Here is a 22,372-nt window from a genome sequence, read left to right on the forward strand (position 1 = left end):
GCCTCGATCGCGTCCAGCCATTCAAACCAGCGTGTATCGGTATCAGCCCACCTGAAGCCCGCAAACCGCCGACACTTATTTCCTTCCCTGGGGGCATGGCGGTCACTAGCGTTGGACGGCATGACCGCAGCGGCGGAGACGACGCCACCCCCCCATTCCGATGTCCTGTCCACGCACTGGCTGGGCACCCGGCCGAGACTGGTCGTGGCCAGCGCGTTCATGCTCTTCCTGGAGCTGGCGCTGATCCGGTGGACCGGATCGAACATCGTGCATCTGAGTTACTTCACGAACTTTGTCCTGCTCGGCTCGTTCCTCGGCATCGGGCTCGGGTTCCTCCGGGTGGGGCGCACGAGGCGGCAGCCGTACTACTCGCCGATCGTGCTGGCCGTCCTCGTGCTGGTCATCCTGTTCTTCCCGGTCACGGTGGACCGGCAGACCGAGGGCGTCCTGTACTGGACGAGCCTGAGCACCCAGGGGCCGCCGCCCTGGCTGATCCTGCCGGTGATCTTCGCGGCCGCGGCGGTGGTGCTGATGGGCCCGGCCGAGCTGGTCGGGCGCTGCTTCCCCGAGCTGGACCGGCTGGAGGCCTACCGCTACGACCTGATCGGCAGCCTCACCGGCATCGCGCTGTTCACCGCCCTGTCCTTCCTCAGCGCGCCCCCGGTCGTGTGGGGGGTGATCGCCGCGGCCGCCTACATCGTGCTGCTGTGGCCGCGCAACGTCTGGGGGAGGGTCGCGCTGGCCGTCCCGTCCCTGATCGTCGTCGGAGCGCTCGCGGTGGAGACGCTGACGGCGGGGGCGCTGTGGTCGCCTTACTACAAGGTGACCTACGACCGGCTCGACTACGCCGGCGTCCCGGTGATGGACATCCAGGTCAACGGCATCCCGCACCAGCAGGCCGTCCCGGCGGCCAGCCGGCTCCAATGGGAGCGCCAGTACGCGCTGCCGTACGAGCGGGCCGCGGCGCGGAAGCTGGACGACGTCCTGATCGTCGGCGCGGGCAGCGGCACCGACGTGGCCATCGCGCTGTCCAAGGGCGCCAAGCACGTGGACGCGGTGGAGATCGACCCCAAGCTCCGCGAGCTCGGCGGGACCTACCACCCCGACCGGCCCTACGCCGACCCCCGCGTCACCACCGTCGTCACCGACGGCCGCGCCTTCCTGGAGCGCACCTCCGGCAAGTACGACCTGATCCTCTTCGCGCTGCCCGACTCGCTCACCCTGGTCTCCGGGGCGAGCTCGCTGCGGCTGGAGAGCTACCTGTTCACCCAGCAGGCCATGGAGGCGGCCAGGGACCACCTCAAGCCCGGCGGCACCTTCTCGATGTACAACTACTACCGGGAGAGCTGGCTGGTGGACCGGCTCGCCGCCACCATGCAGGCCGCCTTCGGCCACAAGCCGTGCGTGGACATCGTCAGCGAGACCGGCCAGCAGGCCGTGATCACCGCGGGTCTCGGTCCCCAGGCCCAGAGCTGCGGCGCGGAGTGGGCCGGCGCGACCGCCGCCACCCCGCCGCCGACGGGCGACGACCGGCCGTTCCTCTACCTGAAGGACCGCACGGTCCCGCAGATCTACATCATCACCCTCGGCCTGATCCTGATCGTGAGCATGCTCGCCGTCCGGGCCGTCGCCGGGCCGTACACCCGGATGCGCCCCTACGCCGACCTGTTCCTGCTGGGCGTGGCCTTCCTGCTGCTGGAGACCAAGAGCGTGACCGGCTTCGCGCTGCTGTTCGGCACGACCTGGGTGGTCAACGCCATCGTGTTCGCCGGGGTGCTGGTCGCCGTGCTCGCCGCGGTGGAGGTGACGCGCCGCTTCAGGATCCCGCCGCTGCCCGTCATGTACGGCGTGCTCCTCGGCGGGCTGGTGCTGGCCTGGCTGGTGCCCAACTCCTGGCTGCTGGGCCTGCCGCTGCCGCTGCGGGCGCTGGTCGCCGTGGTGGTGGCGTTCCTGCCGATCTTCGCGGCCAACGTGGTGTTCGCCAAGCGCTTCGCCGACTCCGGCGACGGCACGACGGCCTTCGGCGCGAACCTGCTGGGCGCGATGGTCGGCGGCTGCCTGGAGTATCTGGCGCTGGTCATCGGCTACCAGGCCCTGCTGATCGTGGCGGGCCTGCTCTACCTCGGCGCCTTCGCCCTGCTGCCCCGCGGGGCCAAGGCCGCCTGAGCGCCGGCGGGAAAGACGGTGGCCCGGCTCCTCCAGGGGGAGCCGGGCCACGCGTGCGCGGGGAGGGGTCAGAACCCGCAGAGCTCGCCGAGGGACTTGGCTCCCTTGCCGTTCTGGGTGGGGGTCTGGCTCGGCCGGACCGTCGCGGTCCTGCTGGGCGTCGGGGCGGGAGAGGCGCCGCTCTCGCCGGGTGAGGCCGTCTCGCCGGGTGAGGTCGTCGCGCCGGGGGAGGCGGTCACGCCGGCCGCCAGGGCGCGGCGGCTGGGCTGGAGCGACTGGCGCAGCGCCTTGGCCGCCGCGGTGCGGATCTTCGGCCAGTCGGGGGAGCCGGTGTAGAACTCCGGCGGCACGAACTGCAGGCTGGTGATCCTGGCGTTCTTGACCCTGAGGCCGAGGTCGGTCACGTGCTCCAGCAGCTCGCGGGGGATGTTGGTCTTGGCCATCCGCTTGGCCACATTCGCGATCTTGACGAAGTTGGTGAGCACCACCTGGGGGGTGGCCTGCTGGGCGAAGGCGCCGATGACGCACCGCTGGCGGGCCATGCGGGAGAAGTCGTCGCTGCCGACGCGGGAGCGCCCGTACCAGAGCGCCTCCTCGCCGGACAGCGTCTGGTAGCCGGCCTTGATCGTGCCCGCGGTGCCGTAGAGACCGCCCCACTTGACGTCGGTGTCCACCCGGATCTTCAGCCCGCCGATGGCGTCCACCAGGTGGGCGAAGCCGAACATGTTCACCAGGGCGTAGTAGTCGATCTTCAGGTTGAGCGTGTGGCCGATGGCGTCCATGAGCGCCCGGGGGCCGCGCTGTTCGTTCTTGCCCGGCACGATCTCGGGGTGGTCCTCGCCGTACTGCCAGACCTCGTTGAGCAGGCCGCCGTTGGGCAGCTCGCGCATGAAGCCGTTGGGGAAGTGCTTGGCGAGCGGGGTGCCGGGGGTGAAGCGGACGTGCTGCAGGTTGCGGGGCAGGCTGAACATGACCGTGTTGCCGGTGGCGACGTGCACGCTCGCCACGGTCATGCTGTCGGTCCGCACGCCCTCCCGGTTGCCGGCCCCGTCGCCGCCGATGAGCAGGAAGTTCACCCGGTCGCGCCCGCCCCACGGGTCCTCGTGCTTGATCGGGGCCGCCGTCGGGTCGTCCTTGACGGTCGGGAAGAGGCTGTTGGCCGTCTCCTTGACGGTCAGCACCGTGCTCGCGGCCAGCGCGAACGGCGCCATCACCGACACGCACAGCAGGCCGACCGCGATGCCCGAGACGACCTGCCCGCTGCGGTTCAGCCGGTTGGGTTTCAGGGAGATGTAGGACGACAGCACCAGCAGGAACCAGACGAGCGCGCCGAGCCCGGCGATGAGCGCCCCGGCCAGGAGCGTGCCGTCCCGGGTGATGAAGCCGGTGTTGCCCGATCCGTACATGATGAGACCGCCGGCCAGCGCGGCCACCAGCAGCACGCCGAAGACGCCCAGCAGGATGTAGCCGGTGCGGCGGCGCCCGGCGCGCAGGTGCGCCGCGCCGGGCAGGACCGCCGACAGCAGGGTCCAGCCGATGAGCGAGGCGGTCGTCAGCGGCCTGGCGAACTGCGGCCGGCCCTTGCCCTCGGGGGCCTGGCCGGGCGCCGGAGGGCCGGCCGCGGGCACCGGCCCGGGCTGCCCGGCCGGCTCCCGCGCCGGTGCGGGTCCCCCCGCCTGCGCGGAGGTCTCCGCCGTCCGCTCGGGCTGCCCGGCCTGGCCGGTCTCCGGCCCCCCTACGGCCGGCGCCCCGGGGAGGTCCTGCGCGCCGCCGGTGCCGGGCTGCGCTTCACCGCCCGGGCCGCGCCGCCGAGTGCGCCGTTTCCCACCGTCGCCGGCGGGATCCCCCGAGTCTTGCCCAAGGCGCATCGTCACACCGCTTCCTACGTCTTATCCCGGTCAACCTGGCAAAACGGCCAAGATTCCCCGATTTCACAGAATTGCCAGGATTCTAGTCCCCATACCTGGACATGACAGACAGATGACCAATTCTCGGTTAACGGTCATCTAAGCTACGACGTCGTCGAAGCGGGGGCCAGCCAGGTGTTGCACTGGAAGGTCTTGTTCTTCTCGTAGCCCTGGCGGAACCAGCGATTGTTGTTGGCGGGCGAGCCGTGGTCGCGGGGGTGGCCCGGCCAGTCGCCGACCCGCGAGTAGAAGTAGTAGAGCGTGTTACGCCGCGCCGGGGTCACCGGGTAGCTGGCCGAGACCGAACGCATGAACATCGCGCCGAAGCAGGTGGCCTGGAGCTCGAAGCGGCGGCTCAGTGCGAGCCTGCCGCTCTGGCTGCTGGAGCGCGAGGTCTGCTCCCACCAGGAGTCGGACAGGCCCGACATCTGCTGCACGTGATGCCCGTACTCGTGGGCCATCATGCTGACGATCGTGCCGTGCCAGTCGGTGATGTCGCCGTACTCCTTCACCAGGGCCGTGGTCGAGGCGTAGATGGTGAGGTTGCGCGGGCAGTAGTACGGCACGTTGCTGCCGGCCGAGGGGTAGTCCCCGCAGGCGCCGCGCCCCCGGACGGAGGCGATGGCGTAGCCCGGGCGCTGCCAGCTCAGTCCCTGCGCGCGCATGATCTGCGACCAGCCCCTGTCCAGGCAGGTGGACGTCCTCATGATCAGTGCCTTGAGCTGGCTGCCGCTGCGGACGCTGGGCGAGCCCACCGGGCAGTTCACCCTGGGCAGGCCGCCGGTCCGGTAGAGGGTGTTGTTCTTCAGGCTGGTGTTGAGGGTCTGCCGCCCGGTCGGGACCGTGTCCGAGGTGGGCTCGGCGGAGGAGGTGGGTTCGGTGGAGCGCGATTCGGCGGGCTCCGGTGAGGCGGAGCTGTCCGTAGGCCTGTCGAACGGGCTGAAGGTGGGGATCGCGACCGGTGAGACCGGGTCCGCGTGGCGGCTGCTCTTGATCAGCGCGCCGACCACCACGAGCCCGACGAACACCAGCGCGACCACGCCGAAGACGCCGCCGATGATCGCCCCCGCGCCGCCGCCGGAGCGGGGGCGCTGCGGCTGCCACTGGGGCGGCGGATACGGCGGCCGCCGGTGCCGGGGGTCCGGCGGCGGGGGCGGCTGGCCGTACGGCATCCGCCCCTGCGGCGGGGGCGGGTATCCCTGTGCCGGGGGCGGCGGGTATCCCTGTCCGGGGGGTGCCGGGTGTCCCTGTCCGGGCGGGGGCGGGTATCCCGGCCCCGGACGGCCCTGGGGTGGCCCTTGGGGCGGCCCCTGCGGCATGGGCTGCTGCGGCGGATAGGCCTGGGGCGGTCCCTGCGGGGGGCGGCCCCGGTCCGGCGGGGGCGGCCCGGGGGCCGGCTGCGGCGGATGGCCGTGGCCCGGTGGGAGGCCCTGTCCCGGCGGGGGCGGGAGATACCCCTGCCCCGGAGGCGGCGGGTAGCCCTGTCCTGGGGGCGGCGGATAACCCTGTCCCGGCGGGGGCGGATAACCCTGAGGCGGTCCTTGCGGAGGTCCCTGGTGCGGTCCCTGCGGCGGGGCGGGGGCCCATGCGGGCGGCTGCTGGGCGGGGTACGGGTGTCCTTGGGGCGGGGGTGGTGGAGGGTAGTGCCCGTTGCCTGTCACGCTGTCTCCCCGTTAACCCGAGCGTCCGATATGGCATGAAAGCCCGGACCTTTGCCGAATTTGGGGCGTAAGCATACTGATTTCTCACCCGTCACGGATGTCGCTGCGTTCGATTACATTCCGAAATCATCCGAGGTGATCTCCGCGATGTGCGGGACCGGGCCGGGCACTGTGATTTAGCTTCAAAACCATGAATCTGCAGCAGCTCCGCTATGTGGTCGCGACGGCGGAGCACCGCACCATGACCGATGCGGCCAGGTCGCTGTACATCGCACAACCTGCGCTTTCCCGTGCGATCAGAGACCTCGAACGAGAACTCGGGATGACGTTGTTCGCCCGTTCCGGGCGTGGCGTGGTCGTCACGGCGCAGGGGCGCCGGGTGGTCAAGCTCGCCAGGGAGGCGCTCGACGCGGTCCGCGAGATCGAGGAACTGTCCAGCCACGGAGACTCGGAGGCCGAACTCCGGATCGCCTCCACCCCCAGCCTCGAACCGGGGCTGGCCGGACGCCTCCTCCCCGCCTACAGTGCCGAGCACCCCGGAGTGCGCGTGCACATCGTCCGCTGCGACGGGCGGGACGGCGTGGTCAACGCCATCAGGGACCAGCGGGCCGACCTCGGCCTGACGGACCTGCCCGTCCCCGCCGACCTGATCAGTCACCCGCTGGAGCGTCAGGAGATCGTGCTGATCTCCCCGCCCGGCCTGGACCTGCCCGACCCGGTGCCGATGAGCAGGCTCAACGGCATGCGGCTGGTCCTGCCGGTCCCCGGCAGCGCCCGGCGCAGGGAGTTCGACGCGCTGTTCGCCAAGTACGGCGTCGCCCCGGTGCCGACCGTGCAGCTGGACGAGCGGGGCAACTGGCTCAACACCGTCCGCTCGGGCGCGGCCTCCCTGCTCTGGTACCGGGGGATGGCCGAGCAGGCCGCCCGGGCCGGGCTGGTGGTCCGTCCCCTCGATCCCTCGGTCCGCCGGGTGATCGCCCTCGTCCACGCGCGGCGGCGGCTGCCCGCCATCGCCCAGGAGTTCTTGTCGGTGGCCGAAGGTGGGTCGGCCGCCTAGGAACGTCACGTCCTTTCGAAACCCCCCAGAGGCGGCGCAGGTGGGAGCGCCTGCCTCTCCGACACCGGGCGATAGGCTCGGTCTCGATGACTATCTTGCGCCTGCGTGGCCGTGAGTTCCGGCCCGGCGAATTCGCGATCATGGCGGTGGTCAACCGCACCCCGGACTCCTTCTTCGACAAGGGGAGGACCTACGGCTTCGAGGCCGCCCTGGAGGCGGTGGCCGGGGCCGTCGACGGTGGCGCGGACATCGTGGACATCGGCGGCGTCAAGGCGGGCCCCGGCGACGAGGTGGACCCCGCCGAGGAGATCCGCCGGGTGGCCGATCTGGTCGCGGCGGTTCGGGAGCGCCACCCCCGGCTGATCATCAGTGTCGACACCTGGCGGGCCGAGGTCGGCGAGGTCGTCGCCGAGGCGGGCGCCGACCTGCTCAACGACACCTGGGGCGGGGTCGACCCCGCGCTGGCGGAGGTCGCCGCCAAGCACGGCATCGGGCTGGTCTGCGCGCACGCCGGCCGCGTCGCCCCCCGCACCCGCCCGCACCGCATCGCCTACGCCGACGTGGTCGCCGACGTCATCGGCTACACCGTCGAGCTCGCCGAGCGGGCGGTCGCCGCCGGGGTCCGCAGGGAGTCGATCCTGATCGACCCGGCGCACGACTTCGGCAAGAACACCTGGCACTCCCTGGAGGTCAGCCGCCGCCTGGACGAGATGGTGGCCACCGGCTGGCCGGTGCTCGTCGCGGTCTCCAACAAGGACTTCGTCGGCGAGACCCTCGGCGGTCTCCCGGTCGACGAGCGCCACGCCGGCACCATGGCGACCCTGGCGGTCTCGGCCTGGCAGGGCGCCCGGGTCTTCCGGGTCCACGACGCGGCCTCCGCCCGCACCGCGCTGGCCACCGTCGCCGAGCTGCGGCGCTAGCCTCGGGCTGAGCGGGAGGCGGGGGCCCGCCGGCGATCCCGTCCCCGGGCGGCGCGGGCCGATGCCGTCCCCGGGCGACGCGGGCCGGCGCTGGGCCCGGCCGGGAAGAGGTCGGGCCACCCGCGGGGGGGACGGGTGGCCCGATGGCGAGACGGGACGTGTCTCGCTTTTCGCGTGGTCCTGCCGTTGCCGATCCCGGCGCCGCCGGGGCCCGTGGAGGGCGACCGGCACGCCTCCGCGAGGTGCGCGGGCGGCGATCGGACATCCCCATGGTCAACCAATGAGGATATTTACCGCAATATCCTGACTTGGGTAAATCAATTTGTTATGTACGTCGGCCGGCCCGCTCAGGCGTAGATCACCGACAGGAAGCGGATCAGGACCGCCTCGCGCCTGTCGGCCGGCAGCGCGTCCAGGACCGCGTTGACCACGGCCATCTCCGGCTGACCCGGCCCGCCGAGCTCCACCCCGACGGCCGCGGCGAGCTCGCCGAAGGCGGCGTCGTCCAGCGCGTCCAGGTCCAGCTCCGCGACGAGCTCCACCAGCCCCTCGGGCAGGGTCGCCGGGCCGCGCTCCCGCGCCGCCGCGGCGGACTCCGCGATCACCTCCAGCATCGCCTCCACCCCCCGCAGGGTCACCCCGGTGACCGTGACGTGGATGTTGGCCGGGATCCCCGCGTAGGAGAGCTGCGGCTGCAGGAACCAGCCGCGCCTGCGGGCCTCGTCGGACAGCACGAACACGTCCACCTCCTCCGAGCCGAAGGCGACCAGGGCCGAGTCGGGGTCGCCGAGCACCCGCAGGCCGGGGATCTCCGCGATGCCCTCGCGGAGCCGCCGGGCCGCCGCCAGGGTGGCGCGGCCGAGTTCGAGGTAACCCTCCCGGCCGAGGGCCTGGAGGGTGGCCCAGGCGCCGCCCAGCGGACCGGCGGACCTGGAGCTCTGCACGGTGGCGTTGATGACCGTGTAGCCGGGCCACGACGCCGACGCGAAGTAGGCCCTGCGCCGCAGCGCCGGGTCGGCGAACAGCACGACCGAGGCTCCCTTGGGGGAGTAACCGAACTTGTGCAGGTCGCAGGAGAGCGAGGTGACGCCGGGCACCGACAGGTCGAACGGCGGGACCGGCGCCCCGGCCTCGCGCAGCCACGGCAGCAGCCACCCACCCACGCAGGCGTCCACGTGGCAGAGCACGCCACGCGCCGAGGCGGCCGCGGCGATCTCGGCGACCGGGTCCACCACGCCCTGCGGGTAGGAGGGCGCCGAGGCGACCACCAGCACCGTGTCCTCGGTGATCACCGCCTCGACGGCCGCCGCGGAGGCCCGGAACGTTTCGGGGTCGACCGGCACGGTGTCCACCGCCACCCCCAGGTAGTGCGCCGCCTTGTGGAAGGCCGGGTGCGCGGTGACCGGGACGGCCATCCGGGGACGCCCCGGCACCCGCCGCGAGTCCCGCGCGGCCTTCACCGCCAGCATGATCGACTCGGTGCCGCCGCTGGTGAAGATGCCGCAGCCGCCGCCCAGCAGCTCGGCGACCGCGCCGACGACCTGCTTCTCCATCTCCACCACACTGGGGAACGCGGTCGGGTCGAGGGTGTTGACCTCCAGCATCTCGAAGTAGGCCCGGGCCGCGGCCTCGTGCACCTCCGGCCGCCCGGTGTCGTACACGTACGCGGTCACCTTGCCTCCGCGTACCGGCAGGTCGTCCTCCTTCAGCCGGGCGATCTCGGCGAGCAGTTCCTCGACGTCCCGGCCCTTCTCAGGCAGGTTCATGGATCTCCTTGGGTGATACGGCTCGGGCAAGCCGGTGGTAGGCGATGACGAGAGGGAGGCTGAGCAGCATGAGCGCCGCCGGCAGGGCGGTGAAGCCGAGCAGCAGGCCGGTCAGGGCCGGCCCGGCCTGGGCGGCCACCAGGCCGAGCGGCCGGGCGCCCGGCCGGGAGACCACCCACCGGGTGGACAGGGCGGCGGGCAGCAGAGCCGCCGTCATCACCGCGCCGACCGCCGCGGACCGCGAGGGGGGATGTCCAGGTGGCAAGGAGGGGCTCCCGGGAGGAGGAGAGAGGGGGGCGGGGCGTCGGGAGAGGCGGGGTCAGGTGGGAGGGTCTCCCTGGAGATAGGCGGTGAGGTGCATCATCCGATGGAGATGGGCACGGAACCTGCGCATGGCCCGGGGGTCGTCCATCCGCCTGCGGTTGCCCCGCTGGTCGAGCACCCCGCTCTGGGAGAAGCTGTTGGCGCACCAGATCATCGACCAGATGAGGTATTCGATGTCGACGTCGCGGCGGATGTATCCGGCGGCCACCGCCGGTTCGAGCGCGTCCCAGATGAGACCGCTCAGCGGCTGGGTGTAGCGCCACTCCAGCTCGGTGATGTCGCTGGCGTCGGACAGCCAGCGGTGCATCCACAGCGCCGGCATCTCGGGGTAGGCCAGGCACAGGTCCAGGTAGTGGTCGATGAGCTGGTGCATGAGGGCCGACGCCTCTTCGGGGCTCGCCACGGAGGTGTTCTTGAGCACCCCTTCCAGGGAGGCCAGCTCGACCTGGTACATCCGTTCCATGACCTCGAGATACAGCTCGCGCTTGCCGCCGATGTGTCCGGTGACGGCGGCGACGTTGAGCCCGGCGGCCTCGGCGATCTGGCTGACGGAGGTCGCGTCGTAGCCCATGGCGGCGAACAGCCTGGTCGCGACCCGCAGGATCAGCTCCCGCTGACCGCCATCAGCGGAAGTCATGAAAGTGACGCTAGATCCGGATACATGCCCTGGCCAATCACTTGATGGACAAGCCTCGGTCAAGATAGCGGAAGCCGTACGGCGGCCCGCGGACGGGGGTTGCGCCCCTGCGCGGCCGGACTGTCAGAAGGGGCCTCCAAGGGGCGACTGTCAGAAGGGGCCTCCGAGGGGCGGGGGAGGGCCGGGCGCCGGGGGAGGGCCGCCGGGGGCCGGGGGCGCGTCCCCGGGCAGGGTGAGGACGCAGTGCAGCATCTGGTGCAGGTAGGCGCGGAAGCGCCGCAGGGTCTCCGGATCCTCGGGGCCGACGCGGTTGCCGTCCTCGTCGAGCACCCCGCCGCGGGCGAAGGCGTGGGTGCACCAGATCACCGACCAGATCACGTACTTCAGGTCGGTGGAGCCGGAGGTCAGGGGCGCGAGGGCCTCGGTGACGTACTGGACCAGCGGCTGGACGTAGTGCCGGTCCAGCTCGGTGACGTCGCTGGCGTCGAACAGCCAGCGGTGCATCCACAGCGCGGGGAACTCGGAGTTCTGGGTGCAGAAGTCGATGTAGTCGTCGATGAGGCGGTGCACGGCGGCCGTGGTCTCCTCCGGCGCCGCGGCGGCGATCTCCCGGACCGACCTCTCCAGACCGGTCAGCTCGGCCTGGTGCGCGCGTTCCATGACCGCCAGATACAGATCCCGCTTCGAGCCGACAGACCCGGTGATGGCGGCGATGTCGAGCCCGGCGGCCTCGGCGATCTGGCTGACGGAGGTCGCGTCGTAGCCCAGGGCGGCGAACAGCCTGGTCGCGACCTGCAGGATCAGCTCCCGCTGACCGCCATCAGCGGAAGTCATGAAAATGACGCTAGATCCGGAAACGCGGCCGGGCCAATCACCCGACGGGCAAGCCTCGGTCAAGATAGCGGAAGCCGTACGACGGCCCGCAGGCCGGGGCGGGCGTCCTCCAGGTGGACCGCGCCGCCGTGGGCGTGGACGGTCTCGCGGACGATGGCCAGGCCGAGCCCGGCCCCGCCCTCGTCGCGGCTGCGCGCGCTGTCCAGCCGGGTGAAGCGGTCGAAGACCCGCTCCCGGTCGGGCTCGGGGATGCCGGGGCCGTCGTCGGTGACGGTCAGCACCGCGTCGGCGCCCTCGACGCGCAGCTCCACCGCCACCGGGGCATGGGTGTGTCGCAGCGCGTTGTCCACCAGGTTGACCAGAACCCGCCCCAGGTCCAGCGCGTCTCCGGCCACCACGATCGCCCCGTCCGTCCCCTCCGCCGGCGCCGGCGGGCCGGGCGGCAGGCCGCCGATCCGCACCGTGACGGCCTCGCCGTACCGCTCGACGGCCTGGGGGACGAGCTGGTCCAGCTCCACCGGCTCCCGGCGGCCCGGCGCGCCGCCGCGCTCGTCCAGGCGGGCCAGCGCGAGCAGGTCCTCGGCCAGCCGGGCCAGGCGCATGGTGTCTTCCAGCACCCCTTCGGCCGTCTCCTGCCAGTCCTGGCCGTGCGGGTGGCCGAGCGCCACCTCCAGCTGGAGCCGGATGCTGGCCAGCGGGCTGCGCAGCTCGTGCGCCGCGTCGGAGACCAGGGCCCGCTGGCGGGCGTCGGCCTTCTCCAGCCTGGCCAGCATGTCGTTGAGGGTGACGGCCAGGCTGTGCACCTCGTCCCGGGCCTCGGGCACCGGCAGGCGCCGGGACCGGGCGGTGTCGGTGATCTCCTCCGCGCCCCGGCGCAGCGCGTTGATGGGCCGCAGGGTCCTGCCGATGATCATCCAACTGGCCCCGCCGAGCAGCACCAGCAGCAGCGGCGTGCCGCCGAGCAGCACGTGCCCGGCCGTGGTGATGCTGGCCTGCACCTCGCTGAAGGGGCGTGCGGCGATCACCGTCAGGCCCCGGTCGGCGCTGAGCACCCGCACCCGCAGCACGTGCGGGATCCCGTACGGCTCGCCGTTCAGGAACCGCGCCCGGCCCTCCCGGACCGCCGCCGCCCGCTCCCCGGAGTTCAGCAGCGGGACCAGCCGGTCGGTGCCGGCGGTGGCGTGGGTGATCCGCCCGGCGCCGTCGATCACCTGCAGGAGGGTGCCGTCCGGCGAGGTCAGCTCGCCCGGCAGCCGCTCGGCGTCGGCCAGCGAGACGGTGCCACGGGCCCGCTGGTAGATCGAGTCGTCGATGGTGGACAGCAGCGACCTGCCGAGCACGCCGATCATCACCCACGCCGAGACCGCCAGCGCCGCCGCCAGCACGGCCGAGGCCACCGCGGTCAGCCGGAAGCGCAGGCTCTTGCGCCGCCACCAGCCGACCGTGCGCCGCCCGTCCCGGGCGGCCGCCCGGGACGGCCGCTCAGCCGCCATCGCCGGCCAGCCGGTATCCGGCCCCCCGGACCGTCTGCAGCGCGCTCCGGGAGAACGGCGCGTCGATCTTGCGGCGCAGGTAGCCGACATAGACCTCGACCACGTTGGGATCGGTGTCGAAGGTGTCCCAGACGTGCTCCAGGATCTCCGCCTTGGAGACCACCTCGTCGTGGCGGCGCATCAGGTATTCCAGGAGCGCGAACTCCCTGGGCGTCAGCTCCACCGGCGTCTCGCCCCGGTGGACCCGCCGCCGCGCGGGATCCAGCGACAGGTCCCCGGCCTGCAGCACCGACGGGCGCCGCCCGGCGCCGCGCCGCAGCAGCGCCCTCAGCCTGGCCACCAGCACGACGTAGGAGAACGGCTTGGTCAGGTAGTCGTCGGCGCCCAGGTCGAGCCCGTCGGCCATGTCGTACTCGCCGTCCTTGGCCGACAGCATCAGGATCGGCACCCAGTTCTCCTCCGCCCGCAGATGCTTGCAGACGTTGTATCCGGAGATCCTGGGCAGCATGATGTCCAGCACCACCACGTCGTAGTCGCCGTGCCTGGCCAGGTGCAGGCCGTCCTCGCCGTCGTGCGCGAGATCGACCGCGAACCCCTCGGCCTGCAGCCCGCGCTGGAGCGCCGCGGCCATCCGCCGCTCGTCCTCCACGACGAGAACCCGCATCTCCCACCTCCTCCGCTGTCGGACCCATCTTCGACCAGCCGTCCTGAGAGGCGGCTGAGAACCCTGTGAGCCCTCTCAGTCTGTCTCAGCTCCGGCACAGGACCGCTCACGCAAGCTGCGAATGACAGAGATTGACGGCATACCGTGAGGGAGTGACATGTCAGAGCGAGCGAGACGAGGCCGCATGGTGAGGTGGAGCGTGCCGATCGCCGCGGCCGCGGTGGTCGCCGGCGCGATCGGCGCAGGTCCGGTGATCGCCGCGGTCCAGGGGGAGCCGGTGCTGCCCGAGCGCACCGCCGCACAGCTGCTGGCCGACGCCACCCAGGCCGCCAGGTCCGGCCTGAAGCCCATGTCGGGCACCGTGATGCAGACCGCCTCCCTCGGCCTGCCCGGGCTGCCGGAGGTGACGGGCATGGGCGGCACGTCGCCCGCGGCCCTGCTGGCCGGCTCGCACGAGCTCAAGGTCTGGTACGGCGGCGCCGACCGGCTCCGCTTCGCCCTTCCCGGGCGGATGAGCGAGACCGACCTGATCGTCAACGGCGACCAGGCGTGGCTGTGGGAGAGCGAGGCCAACAAGGCCACCCGGCTCAAGGGCGTCGACCAGGTGGAGCGCGACCACGACAAGGCCCTGCCCACGGCCACCACCCCGCAGCAGCTCGCCCAGGAGGTGCTGGAGCGGGCCGACGCCGGCACCGCGGTCAGCGTGAGCAACACCGAGAAGGTCGCCGACCGGCCGGCCTACCAGCTCGTCCTGGCGCCCAAGGACACCTCCTCGCTGGTCAAGGAGGTCAAGCTGGCACTCGACGGGGAGACCCTCGTCCCGCTGCGGGTCCAGGTCTACGCCAAGAGCGCGGCCGAGCCGGCCTTCGAGGTCGGCTTCACCTCGGTGACGTTCACCCCTCCCGCCCCGGACAACTTCACCTTCACCCCGCCGGCGGGCGCGAAGGTGGAGGAGAAGTCGCTCGCCGACCTGGTCCGGGGCCCGGCGGCCGGGCAGGAGAGGGCCGAGCTGCTGAAGGGCGCGGTCACGACCGTGGGTGAGGGCTGGACCACGGTCGCGGTGCTCCCGCTCCCCGAGCAGGCGCTCACGGGCCAGGCCCAGCAGCAGGACGGGAACCCCGCCGGCCAGGACACGGCCGCCGTCGCCGACGCCCTGATGAAGTCGGCCAAGCCGGTCAGCGGGGCGTGGGGCAGCGGCAGGGTCATCCAGACCAAGCTGGTCTCCGCGCTGCTGACCGACGACGGCCGCCTGCTGGTCGGCGCGGTCACCCCGGAGAAGCTGACCGAGGCGGCCGGGCGGAAGTGAGCGAGATGCCGGGAGACACGCGACTCCTGGCGGGCGGCCGCGGAGACCGCGACGGCGGGTTCCACGGTGCGGGGCTCGACGAGAACCCGGGGGCGTCCACGGGGCGCCCCCGCCCGCCCGCCGTACCACGCCGACCGATGGGAGAGCAGTGCTGACCGTCCAGGAGGCGACGCCGCCCGCCGCGGCCCCCGCCGAAGACTGCTCGCTCGTCACCCGTGGGCTGACCAAGCGGTTCCGGGGCGGTCAGGTGGCCGTGGACGGCCTCGACCTGGCCGTGCCCCGGGGGTCGGTCTTCGGCTTCCTCGGCCCCAACGGCTCGGGCAAGACCACGACCATCCGCATGCTGCTCGGCCTGGCCGCGCCGACCGCCGGCACCTGGGAGCTGCTCGGCACGCCGATGCCGGCCGGGATGCCCGCGGTGCTGTCACGGGTGGGGGCGCTGGTCGAGGGGCCGGCGTTCTATCCCTACCTGTCGGGCGAGGCGAACCTGCGCCGCTACGACGCCGCCGACCCGGCCGCCGACCCGCGCACGGCCTCCGCCCGGATCGGGCTGGCCCTCGACCGGGTGGGGCTGGCCGCCGCGGCCCGCAAACGCTACCGGGCCTACTCGTTGGGCATGCGCCAGCGGCTGGCCATCGCCGCAGCGCTGCTGGGGCCCAGGGAGCTGCTGATCCTCGACGAGCCGACCAACGGCCTCGACCCGCAGGGCACCCGCGAGGTGCGGGGACTGGTCAGGGAGATCGCCACCGAGGGGACGACCGTGTTCGTCTCCTCCCACCTGCTGGCCGAGGTGGAGCAGATGTGCTCCCACGTCGCCGTCATGCGGGGCGGGCGGCTGGTCGCCCAGGGGCCCATCGCCGACCTGCGGGCCGGGGAGGTGGCGCGGATCCGGGTGGAGACACCCGACACCGCCGAGGCGGCGGCCGTGCTCGCCGGTCTCGGGCTGGCAGGGGTCCGCACCGGTGACGGCGAGGCCGGTGCCGAGCTGGGCTCCGCCGCCCCGGAGCGGATCTGCGCGGCGCTGGTGACCGCCGGCGTCGCCGTGCGCGGCCTGGCGGTGCAGCGGCCGAGCCTTGAGGACGTGTTCGTGGGCCTGACCGGGGAGGGGTTCGATGTCAACGGTTAGCGGAGGAGAGGTCATGGCCGCCGGCACGGGCGACGCGCCGCCCGCGGGGGCGGGATCCGCGCCGCCCGCGTCCGCCGTACCCGGTCCCGGCACCGCAACCGGTCCCGGCGCGGGCACGAGTGCCGGTACGGGTCCCGGCATGGGCTCCGGCACGGGCTCCGGCACGGGCACGGGTATGGGTCCCGGCATGGGCTCCGGCACGGGCACCGGTCTCGGTACCGGCACGGGTGCCGTCCGGGTGCGGGCGGTGGGCGCCCCCCGGGCGTGGCTGAGGCTGCTCGGCTCGGAAGTGGGGCTGACCTTCCGGCGGCCGAGGAACATCGCCATGCTGTCCGTTCTCGCCCTGGTCCCGGTGCTGATCGGCGTCGCGCTGCGGACGTTCGGCGGGCAGGGCGAGGGCGACGACGGCCCGTCCATCTTCGGGCAGGTCACCGGGAACGGGCTGTTCCTCACCTTCGCCGCGTTCTCGGTCCTGGTGCAGTTGCTGCTGCCGGTCGCGGTCGCGGTGGTCGCCGGAGACTCCATCGCCGGAGAGGCGGGCATCGGCACGCTGCGCTACCTGCTGGCCGCCCCGGCCGGCCGGAGCCGGCTGCTGGCCGTCAAATACGCCAACGCCGTCGTCTTCTGCCTGGCGGCCGTCACCTCGATCGCGCTGTCCGCGCTGATCACCGGGCTGCTGCTCTTCCCGGCCGGCCCGATCACCCTGCTGTCCGGCGGGACGGTCCCCCTGCTCGACGGCATTCTCAGGATCGGCCTCGTCGTGCTGTACGTCACCGCGGGCATGGCGGCCCTGGCCGCCGTCGCGCTGGCGCTGTCGACGCTGACCGAGGTGGCCGTCGGCGCCATCGCCTCGACCGTGGTGTTCGTCATCGTCGCCCAGGTGCTCGGCGTCGTCCCGCAGCTCGCCGGGCTCCAGCCGTATCTGCTGAGCCGCTGGTGGAGCGGCTTCGACGGGGTGCTGCGCGACCCGGTGGCCACCGGCGACATGGGTCAGGGCCTGCTGGTCTTCGCCGCCTACGCCGTGGTCTTCGGCTCGCTCGCCTGGGCCCGCTTCACCGGCAAGGACGTCACCTGCTGAACCTCCGTGCGCCCGGGCCCGGCCTCTGCGTATTTGTACATGGTCGGGCGCGGCCGCAAGAGGGATCATCGGCGTGTCCGGTCATGCGTGGTCCCGCACCGCCGTAAGCGGGCGATGGACCCCCGACGGTGGGAGCGTCGATGGGTGAGGCGCGGCAGCGGGTCCCGCTCGGCAACAGGCCGCTTTTCGGCACCCGGGACCTCGACGAGGCCCGTGAGCAGGTGGCGCGGGTGTTCTGCCCGCACCGGCTGGAGCTGACCGGTGAGGTGTCGCGGCTGGCCGCGCGGTTCAACTCCGCCCAGCTCGGCGCCGTTCGGGTGAACTATCTGGACTACGGGACCGACGTCCGCATCGAGCCGGGGGAGCTGGAGTCCTTCTTCCTGGTGCAGATCCCGCTGGCCGGGCGCAGCCTGATCCGGTGCGGCCGGCAGGAGATCGTCTCGACCCCCGGGCTGGCCTCCCTGCCCTCGCCGTCGGAGCACCTCGACATGCGCTGGGAGGCCGGCTGCCCCCAGCTGATCGTCAAGTTCGACCGGCCGGCCGTCGAGGACGCGCTGGAGCGGATGCTGGGGGAGCGGCTCGACCGGCCGATCGTCTTCGACCTGGGCATGGACATGACCGCCGGCTGGGCGCGGGCCTGGAGGGCGATGGCCGACCTGATCGTCGGGGAGGCCGAGCACGACGACGGGCTCGCCGTGCAGCCGCTGGCGATCGCCCATCTGGAGAACGCGATGCTCACCTCCCTGCTCACCATGCAGCCGTCCAACTACCACGAGCGGCTGAACGCCCCCCGCGCCCCCGCCGTGCCCAAGGTGGTGCGCCGGGCGATGGAGTTCATCGACGGGCACGCCCATCAGCCGCTGACGACCGACGACGTCGCCCGCGCCGTGGCCGTCAGCGGACGCTCGCTGCAGGAGGGCTTCCGCCGCCATCTCGGCCTGACCCCGATGACCTATCTCAGGGACGTGCGCCTGGGCCGGGTCCACGAGGAGCTGGTGATCGGCGACCCCGCCCGGTGCACCGTGACGGGCGTGGCGGCGCGGTGGGGTTTCCTGCACCAGGGGCGGTTCGCCGCGGCCTACCGCACGCGGTACGGACAGGCGCCGTCGCAGACGCTGCGCGGCCACTGACCGTCCGGCACCGGCTGTCCGGCGCTGACCATCCGGCATTCACCGTCCGGTATCGGCCATCCGGCATTCACCGTTCGGCACTGGCTGTCCGGCGTTGACTGTCCGATATCGGCTGTCCGGCATTCACCGTCCGGCGCTGACCGCTCGGCGCCGGCCGTCCGCTGCCGGCCGTCCGTCGCGCCCTGCCGGCCCCGTCCGCCGTTCCCCGCCGGCCGTCCGCCGGTGGTCGAGGAGGCGCTCCGGAGGATTCCGCGCCAGATGGATGGGACCCGCGCTGAGCGGATGGCCCGTCCCGTACCGGCCGCCGTACCTTTTCATCAGGCGCCGCCAGACCCCCTCCCTCCCACCTGGAAAGGACAGATCGTCATGCGCAGAATCCTCATCGTCGGGGCCGGCCAGGCCGGTCTCCACCTCGCCGCCGGCCTGCTGCGCAACGGCTACGACGTCACCGTCGTCTCCAACCGCACGCCGGAGGACATCCGCGACGGCCGCGTCATGTCGGGCCAGGCCATGTTCGGCACGGCCCTCGGCCATGAGCGCGAGCTCGGCCTGGATCTGTGGGCCGACCGGTGCCCGCCGATCGACGGGATCCAGTTCACCGTGCCCGGTCCCGGCGGCGGCCGGGCGATCGACTGGGCGGCCCGGCTCGACACGCCCGCCCGCTCGATCGACCAGCGGCTGAAGATGCCCGTCTGGATGGGCGAGGTGGAACGGCTCGGCGGCAAGATCCTCATCCACGACGCGACGGTGGAGGACCTGGAGGCGTACGCCGCCCAGTACGACCTCGTCCTGGTCGCCGCCGGCAAGGGGCCGATCGCCTCGCTGTTCGAGCGGGACGGGTCGCGCTCGCCGTACGACGCCCCGCAGCGGGCCCTGGCCGTCACCTACGTCACCGGCCTCACGCCCCGGCCCGGACACTCGGCGGTGTGCTTCAACCTGATCCCGGGGGTCGGGGAGTACTTCGTCTTCCCCGCGCTCACCCTCAACGGCCCCTGCGAGATCATGGTGTTCGAGGGGGTCCCCGGCGGGCCGATGGACTGCTGGTCGGACGTGCGCACCCCCGCCGAGCACCTGGCCAGGAGCCGGTGGATCCTGGAGACCTTCCTGCCGTGGGAGGCCGAGCGCTGCGGCGGCGTCGAGCTCACCGACGAGGGCGGCGTCCTGTCGGGCCGGTTCGCCCCGACCGTCCGCAGGCCCGTCGCGGCACTGCCCTCCGGAGCCGCGGTCCTCGGGGTCGCCGACGTCGTCGTGCTCAACGACCCGATCACCGGTCAGGGCGCCAACAACGCCGCCAAATGCGCCGTCTCCTACCTGTCGAGCATCCTGGAGCACGGCGAGCGGCCCTTCGACGCCGCCTGGATGGAGCGGACCTTCGAGCGCTACTGGGACGGCGCCCGGCACGTCACCGCCTGGACGAACGCGCTCCTGGCGCCCCCGCCGCCGCACGTGCTGGAGCTCCTCACCGCGGCCGGCCGGCTGCCCGAGGTGGCCTCCCGCTTCGTCAACGGCTTCGACGACCCGTCGGACTACGCCGGCTGGTTCATGGACCCCGCCGGAGCGGGCGAGTACCTGGCGCGGATCGGCGCCTGAGGAGACATCATGAGATCGCTGCGCGAGGCGCTCGGCCAGTTCGCGACCGGGGTGGCGGTGGTCACCACCGCGACCCCGGCCGGGGAGCGGGCCGGAGTGACCGTCAACTCCTTCACCTCCGTCTCCCTCGACCCGCCGCTGGTCCTGTGGTGCCTGTCCAGGCGGGCGCCGAGCGCGCCGGTCTTCCTCGGGGCCGGGCGGTTCACGGTCAACGTCCTGGCCGCGGGTCAGGACCACCTGTCGCGGCGGTTCGCCACCCCGCTGCCCGACAAGTTCGCCGGGGTGGAGACCCGTCCGTGTCCTGACGGCGTGCCGGTGCTCGCCGGGACGCTGGCCTACTTCGCCTGCCGTACGGTGACCACCTACGACGGCGGCGACCACCTGATCTTCATCGGGGAGGTCGAGCGCTTCCAGCGCTCGGCAGGTGAGCCGCTGGTCTTCCACTCGGGCGGCTACCGCGAGTTCGCCGCGGCGGGCCGGGCGGTCGCGAGTGTCGCGTGACCGTCCGGCCCGCCGGCCTCCGGCGGCCTTAGTGGAGGGCGGTGGCGCGGTCGAGGGCCGGTGGCGTCACCCCCGGCCCCCGGCCACGCCGCGTACTCGCGGGCTCCGGTCCGGCCGGGGCGGGCAGTCTCACATCGCGGCGGCCTTCAGGCAGGCTTCCAGCCGCTCCCGCGCCTCCGCGTCGTCGACCACCGTCAGCACCGTCCCGTAATCCGCGGCCGCCTCGGCGTAGCGGGCCGCCTCCTGGTAGACCACGGCCCGGTTGAACCGGATCGCGGGCGTCCCGGCCAGCTCGACCGCCCGGTCCAGGTCGCCGGTGGCGCCGGCCAGGTCGCCGGCCTCGAAGGCCAGCTCGCCCCGGGCGGCCCACGCCTCGGCCAGGCCGGGGTCCCGCTGGAGCGCCGCCGACAGGGCCGTGCGGGCGGCGCCGGCCTCGCCCCGCTCGGCCAGCAGCTTCCCCTTGAGGCAGAGCAGATGGGCGTTGTCCGGGGCGAGGGCCAGCCCGGCGGCCGTGACCCGCCAGGCGGCCTCGCCGTCGTCCAGCCCGTGCAGCAGGCCGGCCAGGTTCACGTGGGCGTCCACGTGCTCGGGGTCCAGCTCGATGGTGTAGAGGAAGTCGGCCAGCGCCCCCTGCACGTCACCGAGTTCGAGCCGGGCGTCGGCGAGGTTGTAGTACGCCTCGGGGAACGGCGGGGACAGCCGCAGCGCGCGTTCGTAGGAGGCGACCGCCTCCTCGTCGCGGCCCAGGCGGCGCAGGATGTTGCCGATGTTGAAGTGGTGCTCGGGGAAGTCCGGGTCGAGCTCGACGACCGCGGCGTAGTCGGCCAGCGCCTCCTCCAGACGGCCTGTCATGCCGAACACCTGGGCGCGGTTGTAGCGCAGTACGGCCCGGTGCAGGGCGTGCTCGCCCGGCTCCAGCTCCCGGTCCAGCCTGGCCATCCCGTCCTCCAGCAGCCGCAGGGCCACCTCGGCGCTCTGCTGCCGCACCTCGACCAGGGCGAGCCCGTTGTTGGCGAAGACCGAGTGGAAGGCGCGCTCCTTCCGGTCGCCCAGCAGCGACGCGATCGCGACCGACAGGTTCATCCAGGCCCTGGCCTGCTGGTAGTCCCGGCGCTCCTCGGGGTAGTGGCGGGCATAGAGCATCGCGGTGCCGTAGGCGAGGTCCATGTGCACGACCGGGTCCTGGGTCGCCCCCCGGGCCTCGTCATAGATCGCCTCCGCCTCGTCGGCCCGGCCGAGCGAGGCCATGCAGGTGCTGGTGGAGTTGGTGAAGTACCACCAGAGCTCCTCCTGCGTCGGCCGGTCGACGATCGCGCGGGCGCGCTGTCCCAGCTCGACGGCCGCCTGGTAGAGGCCGATGTCCTTGCAGTGCTGGAGCGCCTGGCGCATGGCGGCCAGCCCCGCCCCGCGCGGGTCGCCGCCGTGTTCGGCGTGGTAGGGGACGGCGCCGAGCAGCAGGGAGAACTCCCCCCGGCCGGCCAGCAGCGCCGCGCGCTCGTCGTGCAGGCGGGCGCGCTCCTCCGGCGCCAGCCGCCGGTAGGCGGCCAGGAGCTCCGGTTCGTCGCTGGTGCCGTCGCTGTCGACGTAGTCGCGCGCGTCCCCGGCCGGGGAGCCGGTGGTGGCGGGGCAGTCGACGGGTTCGGCATGGGCGGCCAGGACCCGCGCCAGGGAGACGGCGATCTCGCCCGGCGGGTCGGCGACCGGGTCCGGGCCGGTGCCGACCACGACGGTCAGCGCCCCGAGGTCGCTCCGGCGCAGCAGCACCGCGGCGAACTCCTGGTCGGTCGGATCGGCCTGATGCATGTTCTCCAGGACCAGGGTGCGCGGCCCGCCGCCGGCCGCGGCGAGATAGTCGCGGAGGAACTCGGCCAGACCGTTGGAGATGTTCAGCGTGTGCAGCCGGGAGTAGAAACGCGTGCGCTCCTTCTCCCCGACGCTCCACTCCAGAGTCGCCCAGGCCGGGGGCACGACGCCGGCGAGCTCCGGCGTGCTGGTCAGCAGCTCGATGTTGTGGGCCGGGCCCAGCTCGGGGCGGAGGGCCAAGGCTTCGGCGGCGATCGACCGGATCAGCGCGCCGGCCGCGGTGTAGGGGCCGCGCAGCCGCCGGTGCGCGTCGAGCACCGCCAGCGTCGGCGGCAGGTCGAGCCCCTGCCTGGCACGGTCACGGTCGCGGCGGCGGGCGCCGGTGAGCCAGTAGTGGTTGCCCATGGTG

At 72.9% G+C, this 22,372-nt stretch carries 18 protein-coding genes; 9 read left to right on the forward strand and 9 right to left on the reverse strand.

Annotated features, from left to right (window positions below):
- The first annotated feature begins 120 nt into the window (after positions 1 to 120).
- Positions 121 to 2,166 (forward strand): spermidine synthase, encoded by a 2,046-nt coding sequence (locus tag J2S55_RS07910; RefSeq protein ID WP_306858375.1) that lies wholly within the window; start codon positions 121 to 123, stop codon positions 2,164 to 2,166.
- A gap of 68 nt (positions 2,167 to 2,234) precedes the next feature.
- On the opposite strand, the gene J2S55_RS07915 is transcribed toward J2S55_RS07910, so the two are convergent.
- Together J2S55_RS07915 and J2S55_RS07920 are read right to left on the reverse strand one after the other, a co-directional pair.
- A complete protein-coding gene (locus J2S55_RS07915) occupies positions 2,235 to 4,034 on the reverse strand; it encodes an LCP family protein (RefSeq protein ID WP_306858586.1) in 1,800 nt (599 codons plus the stop codon).
- A 143-nt stretch (positions 4,035 to 4,177) separates the two neighbouring features.
- Positions 4,178 to 5,245 (reverse strand): neutral zinc metallopeptidase, encoded by a 1,068-nt coding sequence (locus J2S55_RS07920; protein ID WP_306858376.1) that lies wholly within the window; start codon positions 5,243 to 5,245, stop codon positions 4,178 to 4,180.
- 679 nt (positions 5,246 to 5,924) lie between these two features.
- On the opposite strand from J2S55_RS07920, the gene J2S55_RS07925 reads away from it, so the two are divergent.
- Both J2S55_RS07925 and folP read left to right on the forward strand, forming a co-directional pair.
- Complete coding sequence (locus J2S55_RS07925) at positions 5,925 to 6,791, forward strand: LysR family transcriptional regulator (protein ID WP_306858377.1); 867 nt, start codon at positions 5,925 to 5,927, stop codon at positions 6,789 to 6,791.
- Positions 6,792 to 6,877: 86 nt separating this feature from the next.
- Positions 6,878 to 7,711, forward strand: coding sequence for a dihydropteroate synthase (gene folP / locus J2S55_RS07930; RefSeq protein WP_306858379.1), 834 nt, complete (start codon positions 6,878 to 6,880; stop codon positions 7,709 to 7,711).
- A gap of 347 nt (positions 7,712 to 8,058) precedes the next feature.
- Here folP and J2S55_RS07935 read toward each other — a convergent pair whose 3' ends face one another.
- The 6 genes from J2S55_RS07935 to J2S55_RS07960 form a co-directional block, all read right to left on the reverse strand.
- Positions 8,059 to 9,477 carry a pyridoxal phosphate-dependent decarboxylase family protein gene (locus tag J2S55_RS07935; protein WP_306858380.1) on the reverse strand — a complete coding sequence of 473 codons (1,419 nt, stop codon included), beginning with the start codon at positions 9,475 to 9,477 and terminating at the stop codon, positions 8,059 to 8,061.
- Positions 9,464 to 9,694, reverse strand: coding sequence for a hypothetical protein (locus J2S55_RS07940; protein ID WP_306858381.1), 231 nt, complete (start codon positions 9,692 to 9,694; stop codon positions 9,464 to 9,466). The genes J2S55_RS07935 and J2S55_RS07940 overlap by 14 nt, the downstream gene beginning before the upstream one ends.
- Before the next feature lie 102 nt (positions 9,695 to 9,796).
- The gene (locus J2S55_RS07945) at positions 9,797 to 10,438 is read right to left on the reverse strand and encodes a TetR/AcrR family transcriptional regulator (protein ID WP_306858382.1); all 642 of its coding nucleotides are present in this window, start codon (positions 10,436 to 10,438) and stop codon (positions 9,797 to 9,799) included.
- A gap of 150 nt (positions 10,439 to 10,588) precedes the next feature.
- Positions 10,589 to 11,272, reverse strand: a complete 684-nt coding sequence (locus J2S55_RS07950; protein ID WP_306858383.1) for a TetR/AcrR family transcriptional regulator — start codon at positions 11,270 to 11,272, stop codon at positions 10,589 to 10,591.
- Positions 11,273 to 11,331: 59 nt separating this feature from the next.
- Positions 11,332 to 12,765 (reverse strand): sensor histidine kinase, encoded by a 1,434-nt coding sequence (locus tag J2S55_RS07955; RefSeq protein WP_306858384.1) that lies wholly within the window; start codon positions 12,763 to 12,765, stop codon positions 11,332 to 11,334.
- Positions 12,755 to 13,429 (reverse strand): response regulator transcription factor, encoded by a 675-nt coding sequence (locus J2S55_RS07960; protein ID WP_306858385.1) that lies wholly within the window; start codon positions 13,427 to 13,429, stop codon positions 12,755 to 12,757. The genes J2S55_RS07955 and J2S55_RS07960 overlap by 11 nt, the downstream gene beginning before the upstream one ends.
- A 184-nt stretch (positions 13,430 to 13,613) precedes the next feature.
- On the opposite strand from J2S55_RS07960, the gene J2S55_RS07965 reads away from it, so the two are divergent.
- From J2S55_RS07965 to J2S55_RS07990, 6 genes are all read left to right on the forward strand, one after another.
- Positions 13,614 to 14,735 (forward strand): LolA family protein, encoded by a 1,122-nt coding sequence (locus J2S55_RS07965; protein ID WP_306858386.1) that lies wholly within the window; start codon positions 13,614 to 13,616, stop codon positions 14,733 to 14,735.
- A gap of 148 nt (positions 14,736 to 14,883) precedes the next feature.
- Complete coding sequence (locus tag J2S55_RS07970) at positions 14,884 to 15,861, forward strand: ABC transporter ATP-binding protein (protein ID WP_306858387.1); 978 nt, start codon at positions 14,884 to 14,886, stop codon at positions 15,859 to 15,861.
- A gap of 13 nt (positions 15,862 to 15,874) precedes the next feature.
- Positions 15,875 to 16,939: an ABC transporter permease gene (locus J2S55_RS07975; protein WP_306858388.1), complete on the forward strand. Its 1,065-nt coding sequence runs from the start codon at positions 15,875 to 15,877 to the stop codon at positions 16,937 to 16,939.
- A 140-nt stretch (positions 16,940 to 17,079) separates the two neighbouring features.
- On the forward strand, positions 17,080 to 18,069 hold the full coding sequence (locus tag J2S55_RS07980; RefSeq protein WP_306858391.1) for an AraC family transcriptional regulator: 990 nt from the start codon (positions 17,080 to 17,082) through the stop codon (positions 18,067 to 18,069).
- 366 nt (positions 18,070 to 18,435) lie between these two features.
- Entirely contained in the window at positions 18,436 to 19,659 is a 1,224-nt protein-coding gene (locus J2S55_RS07985) for a styrene monooxygenase/indole monooxygenase family protein (RefSeq protein WP_306858392.1), read from the forward strand.
- A gap of 9 nt (positions 19,660 to 19,668) precedes the next feature.
- The gene (locus tag J2S55_RS07990; protein ID WP_306858393.1) at positions 19,669 to 20,160 is read left to right on the forward strand and encodes a flavin reductase family protein; all 492 of its coding nucleotides are present in this window, start codon (positions 19,669 to 19,671) and stop codon (positions 20,158 to 20,160) included.
- A gap of 129 nt (positions 20,161 to 20,289) precedes the next feature.
- Here J2S55_RS07990 and J2S55_RS07995 read toward each other — a convergent pair whose 3' ends face one another.
- A complete protein-coding gene (locus J2S55_RS07995) occupies positions 20,290 to 22,368 on the reverse strand; it encodes a tetratricopeptide repeat protein (protein ID WP_306858394.1) in 2,079 nt (692 codons plus the stop codon).
- Positions 22,369 to 22,372 lie beyond the last annotated feature (4 nt).

This window comes from Streptosporangium brasiliense, from assembly GCF_030811595.1.
Classification (GTDB): domain Bacteria; phylum Actinomycetota; class Actinomycetes; order Streptosporangiales; family Streptosporangiaceae; genus Streptosporangium; species Streptosporangium brasiliense.

Excerpts from the sequence above, each read along its gene's own strand:
- J2S55_RS07985 (WP_306858392.1), top strand. The coding sequence starts at position 18,436 with ATGCGCAGAATCCTCATCGTCGGGGCCGGCCAGGCCGGTCTCCACCTC.
- J2S55_RS07940 (WP_306858381.1), bottom strand. The coding sequence starts at position 9,694 with ATGACGGCGGCTCTGCTGCCCGCCGCCCTGTCCACCCGGTGGGTGGTC.
- J2S55_RS07910 (WP_306858375.1), top strand. The coding sequence starts at position 121 with ATGACCGCAGCGGCGGAGACGACGCCACCCCCCCATTCCGATGTCCTG.
- J2S55_RS07995 (WP_306858394.1), bottom strand. The coding sequence starts at position 22,368 with ATGGGCAACCACTACTGGCTCACCGGCGCCCGCCGCCGCGACCGTGAC.
- J2S55_RS07915 (WP_306858586.1), bottom strand. The coding sequence starts at position 4,034 with ATGCGCCTTGGGCAAGACTCGGGGGATCCCGCCGGCGACGGTGGGAAA.
- J2S55_RS07950 (WP_306858383.1), bottom strand. The coding sequence starts at position 11,272 with ATGACTTCCGCTGATGGCGGTCAGCGGGAGCTGATCCTGCAGGTCGCG.
- J2S55_RS07965 (WP_306858386.1), top strand. The coding sequence starts at position 13,614 with ATGGTGAGGTGGAGCGTGCCGATCGCCGCGGCCGCGGTGGTCGCCGGC.
- J2S55_RS07945 (WP_306858382.1), bottom strand. The coding sequence starts at position 10,438 with ATGACTTCCGCTGATGGCGGTCAGCGGGAGCTGATCCTGCGGGTCGCG.
- folP (WP_306858379.1), top strand. The coding sequence starts at position 6,878 with ATGACTATCTTGCGCCTGCGTGGCCGTGAGTTCCGGCCCGGCGAATTC.
- J2S55_RS07925 (WP_306858377.1), top strand. The coding sequence starts at position 5,925 with ATGAATCTGCAGCAGCTCCGCTATGTGGTCGCGACGGCGGAGCACCGC.
- J2S55_RS07980 (WP_306858391.1), top strand. The coding sequence starts at position 17,080 with ATGGGTGAGGCGCGGCAGCGGGTCCCGCTCGGCAACAGGCCGCTTTTC.
- J2S55_RS07935 (WP_306858380.1), bottom strand. The coding sequence starts at position 9,477 with ATGAACCTGCCTGAGAAGGGCCGGGACGTCGAGGAACTGCTCGCCGAG.
- J2S55_RS07955 (WP_306858384.1), bottom strand. The coding sequence starts at position 12,765 with ATGGCGGCTGAGCGGCCGTCCCGGGCGGCCGCCCGGGACGGGCGGCGC.
- J2S55_RS07960 (WP_306858385.1), bottom strand. The coding sequence starts at position 13,429 with ATGCGGGTTCTCGTCGTGGAGGACGAGCGGCGGATGGCCGCGGCGCTC.
- J2S55_RS07975 (WP_306858388.1), top strand. The coding sequence starts at position 15,875 with ATGGCCGCCGGCACGGGCGACGCGCCGCCCGCGGGGGCGGGATCCGCG.
- J2S55_RS07990 (WP_306858393.1), top strand. The coding sequence starts at position 19,669 with ATGAGATCGCTGCGCGAGGCGCTCGGCCAGTTCGCGACCGGGGTGGCG.
- J2S55_RS07920 (WP_306858376.1), bottom strand. The coding sequence starts at position 5,245 with ATGCCGTACGGCCAGCCGCCCCCGCCGCCGGACCCCCGGCACCGGCGG.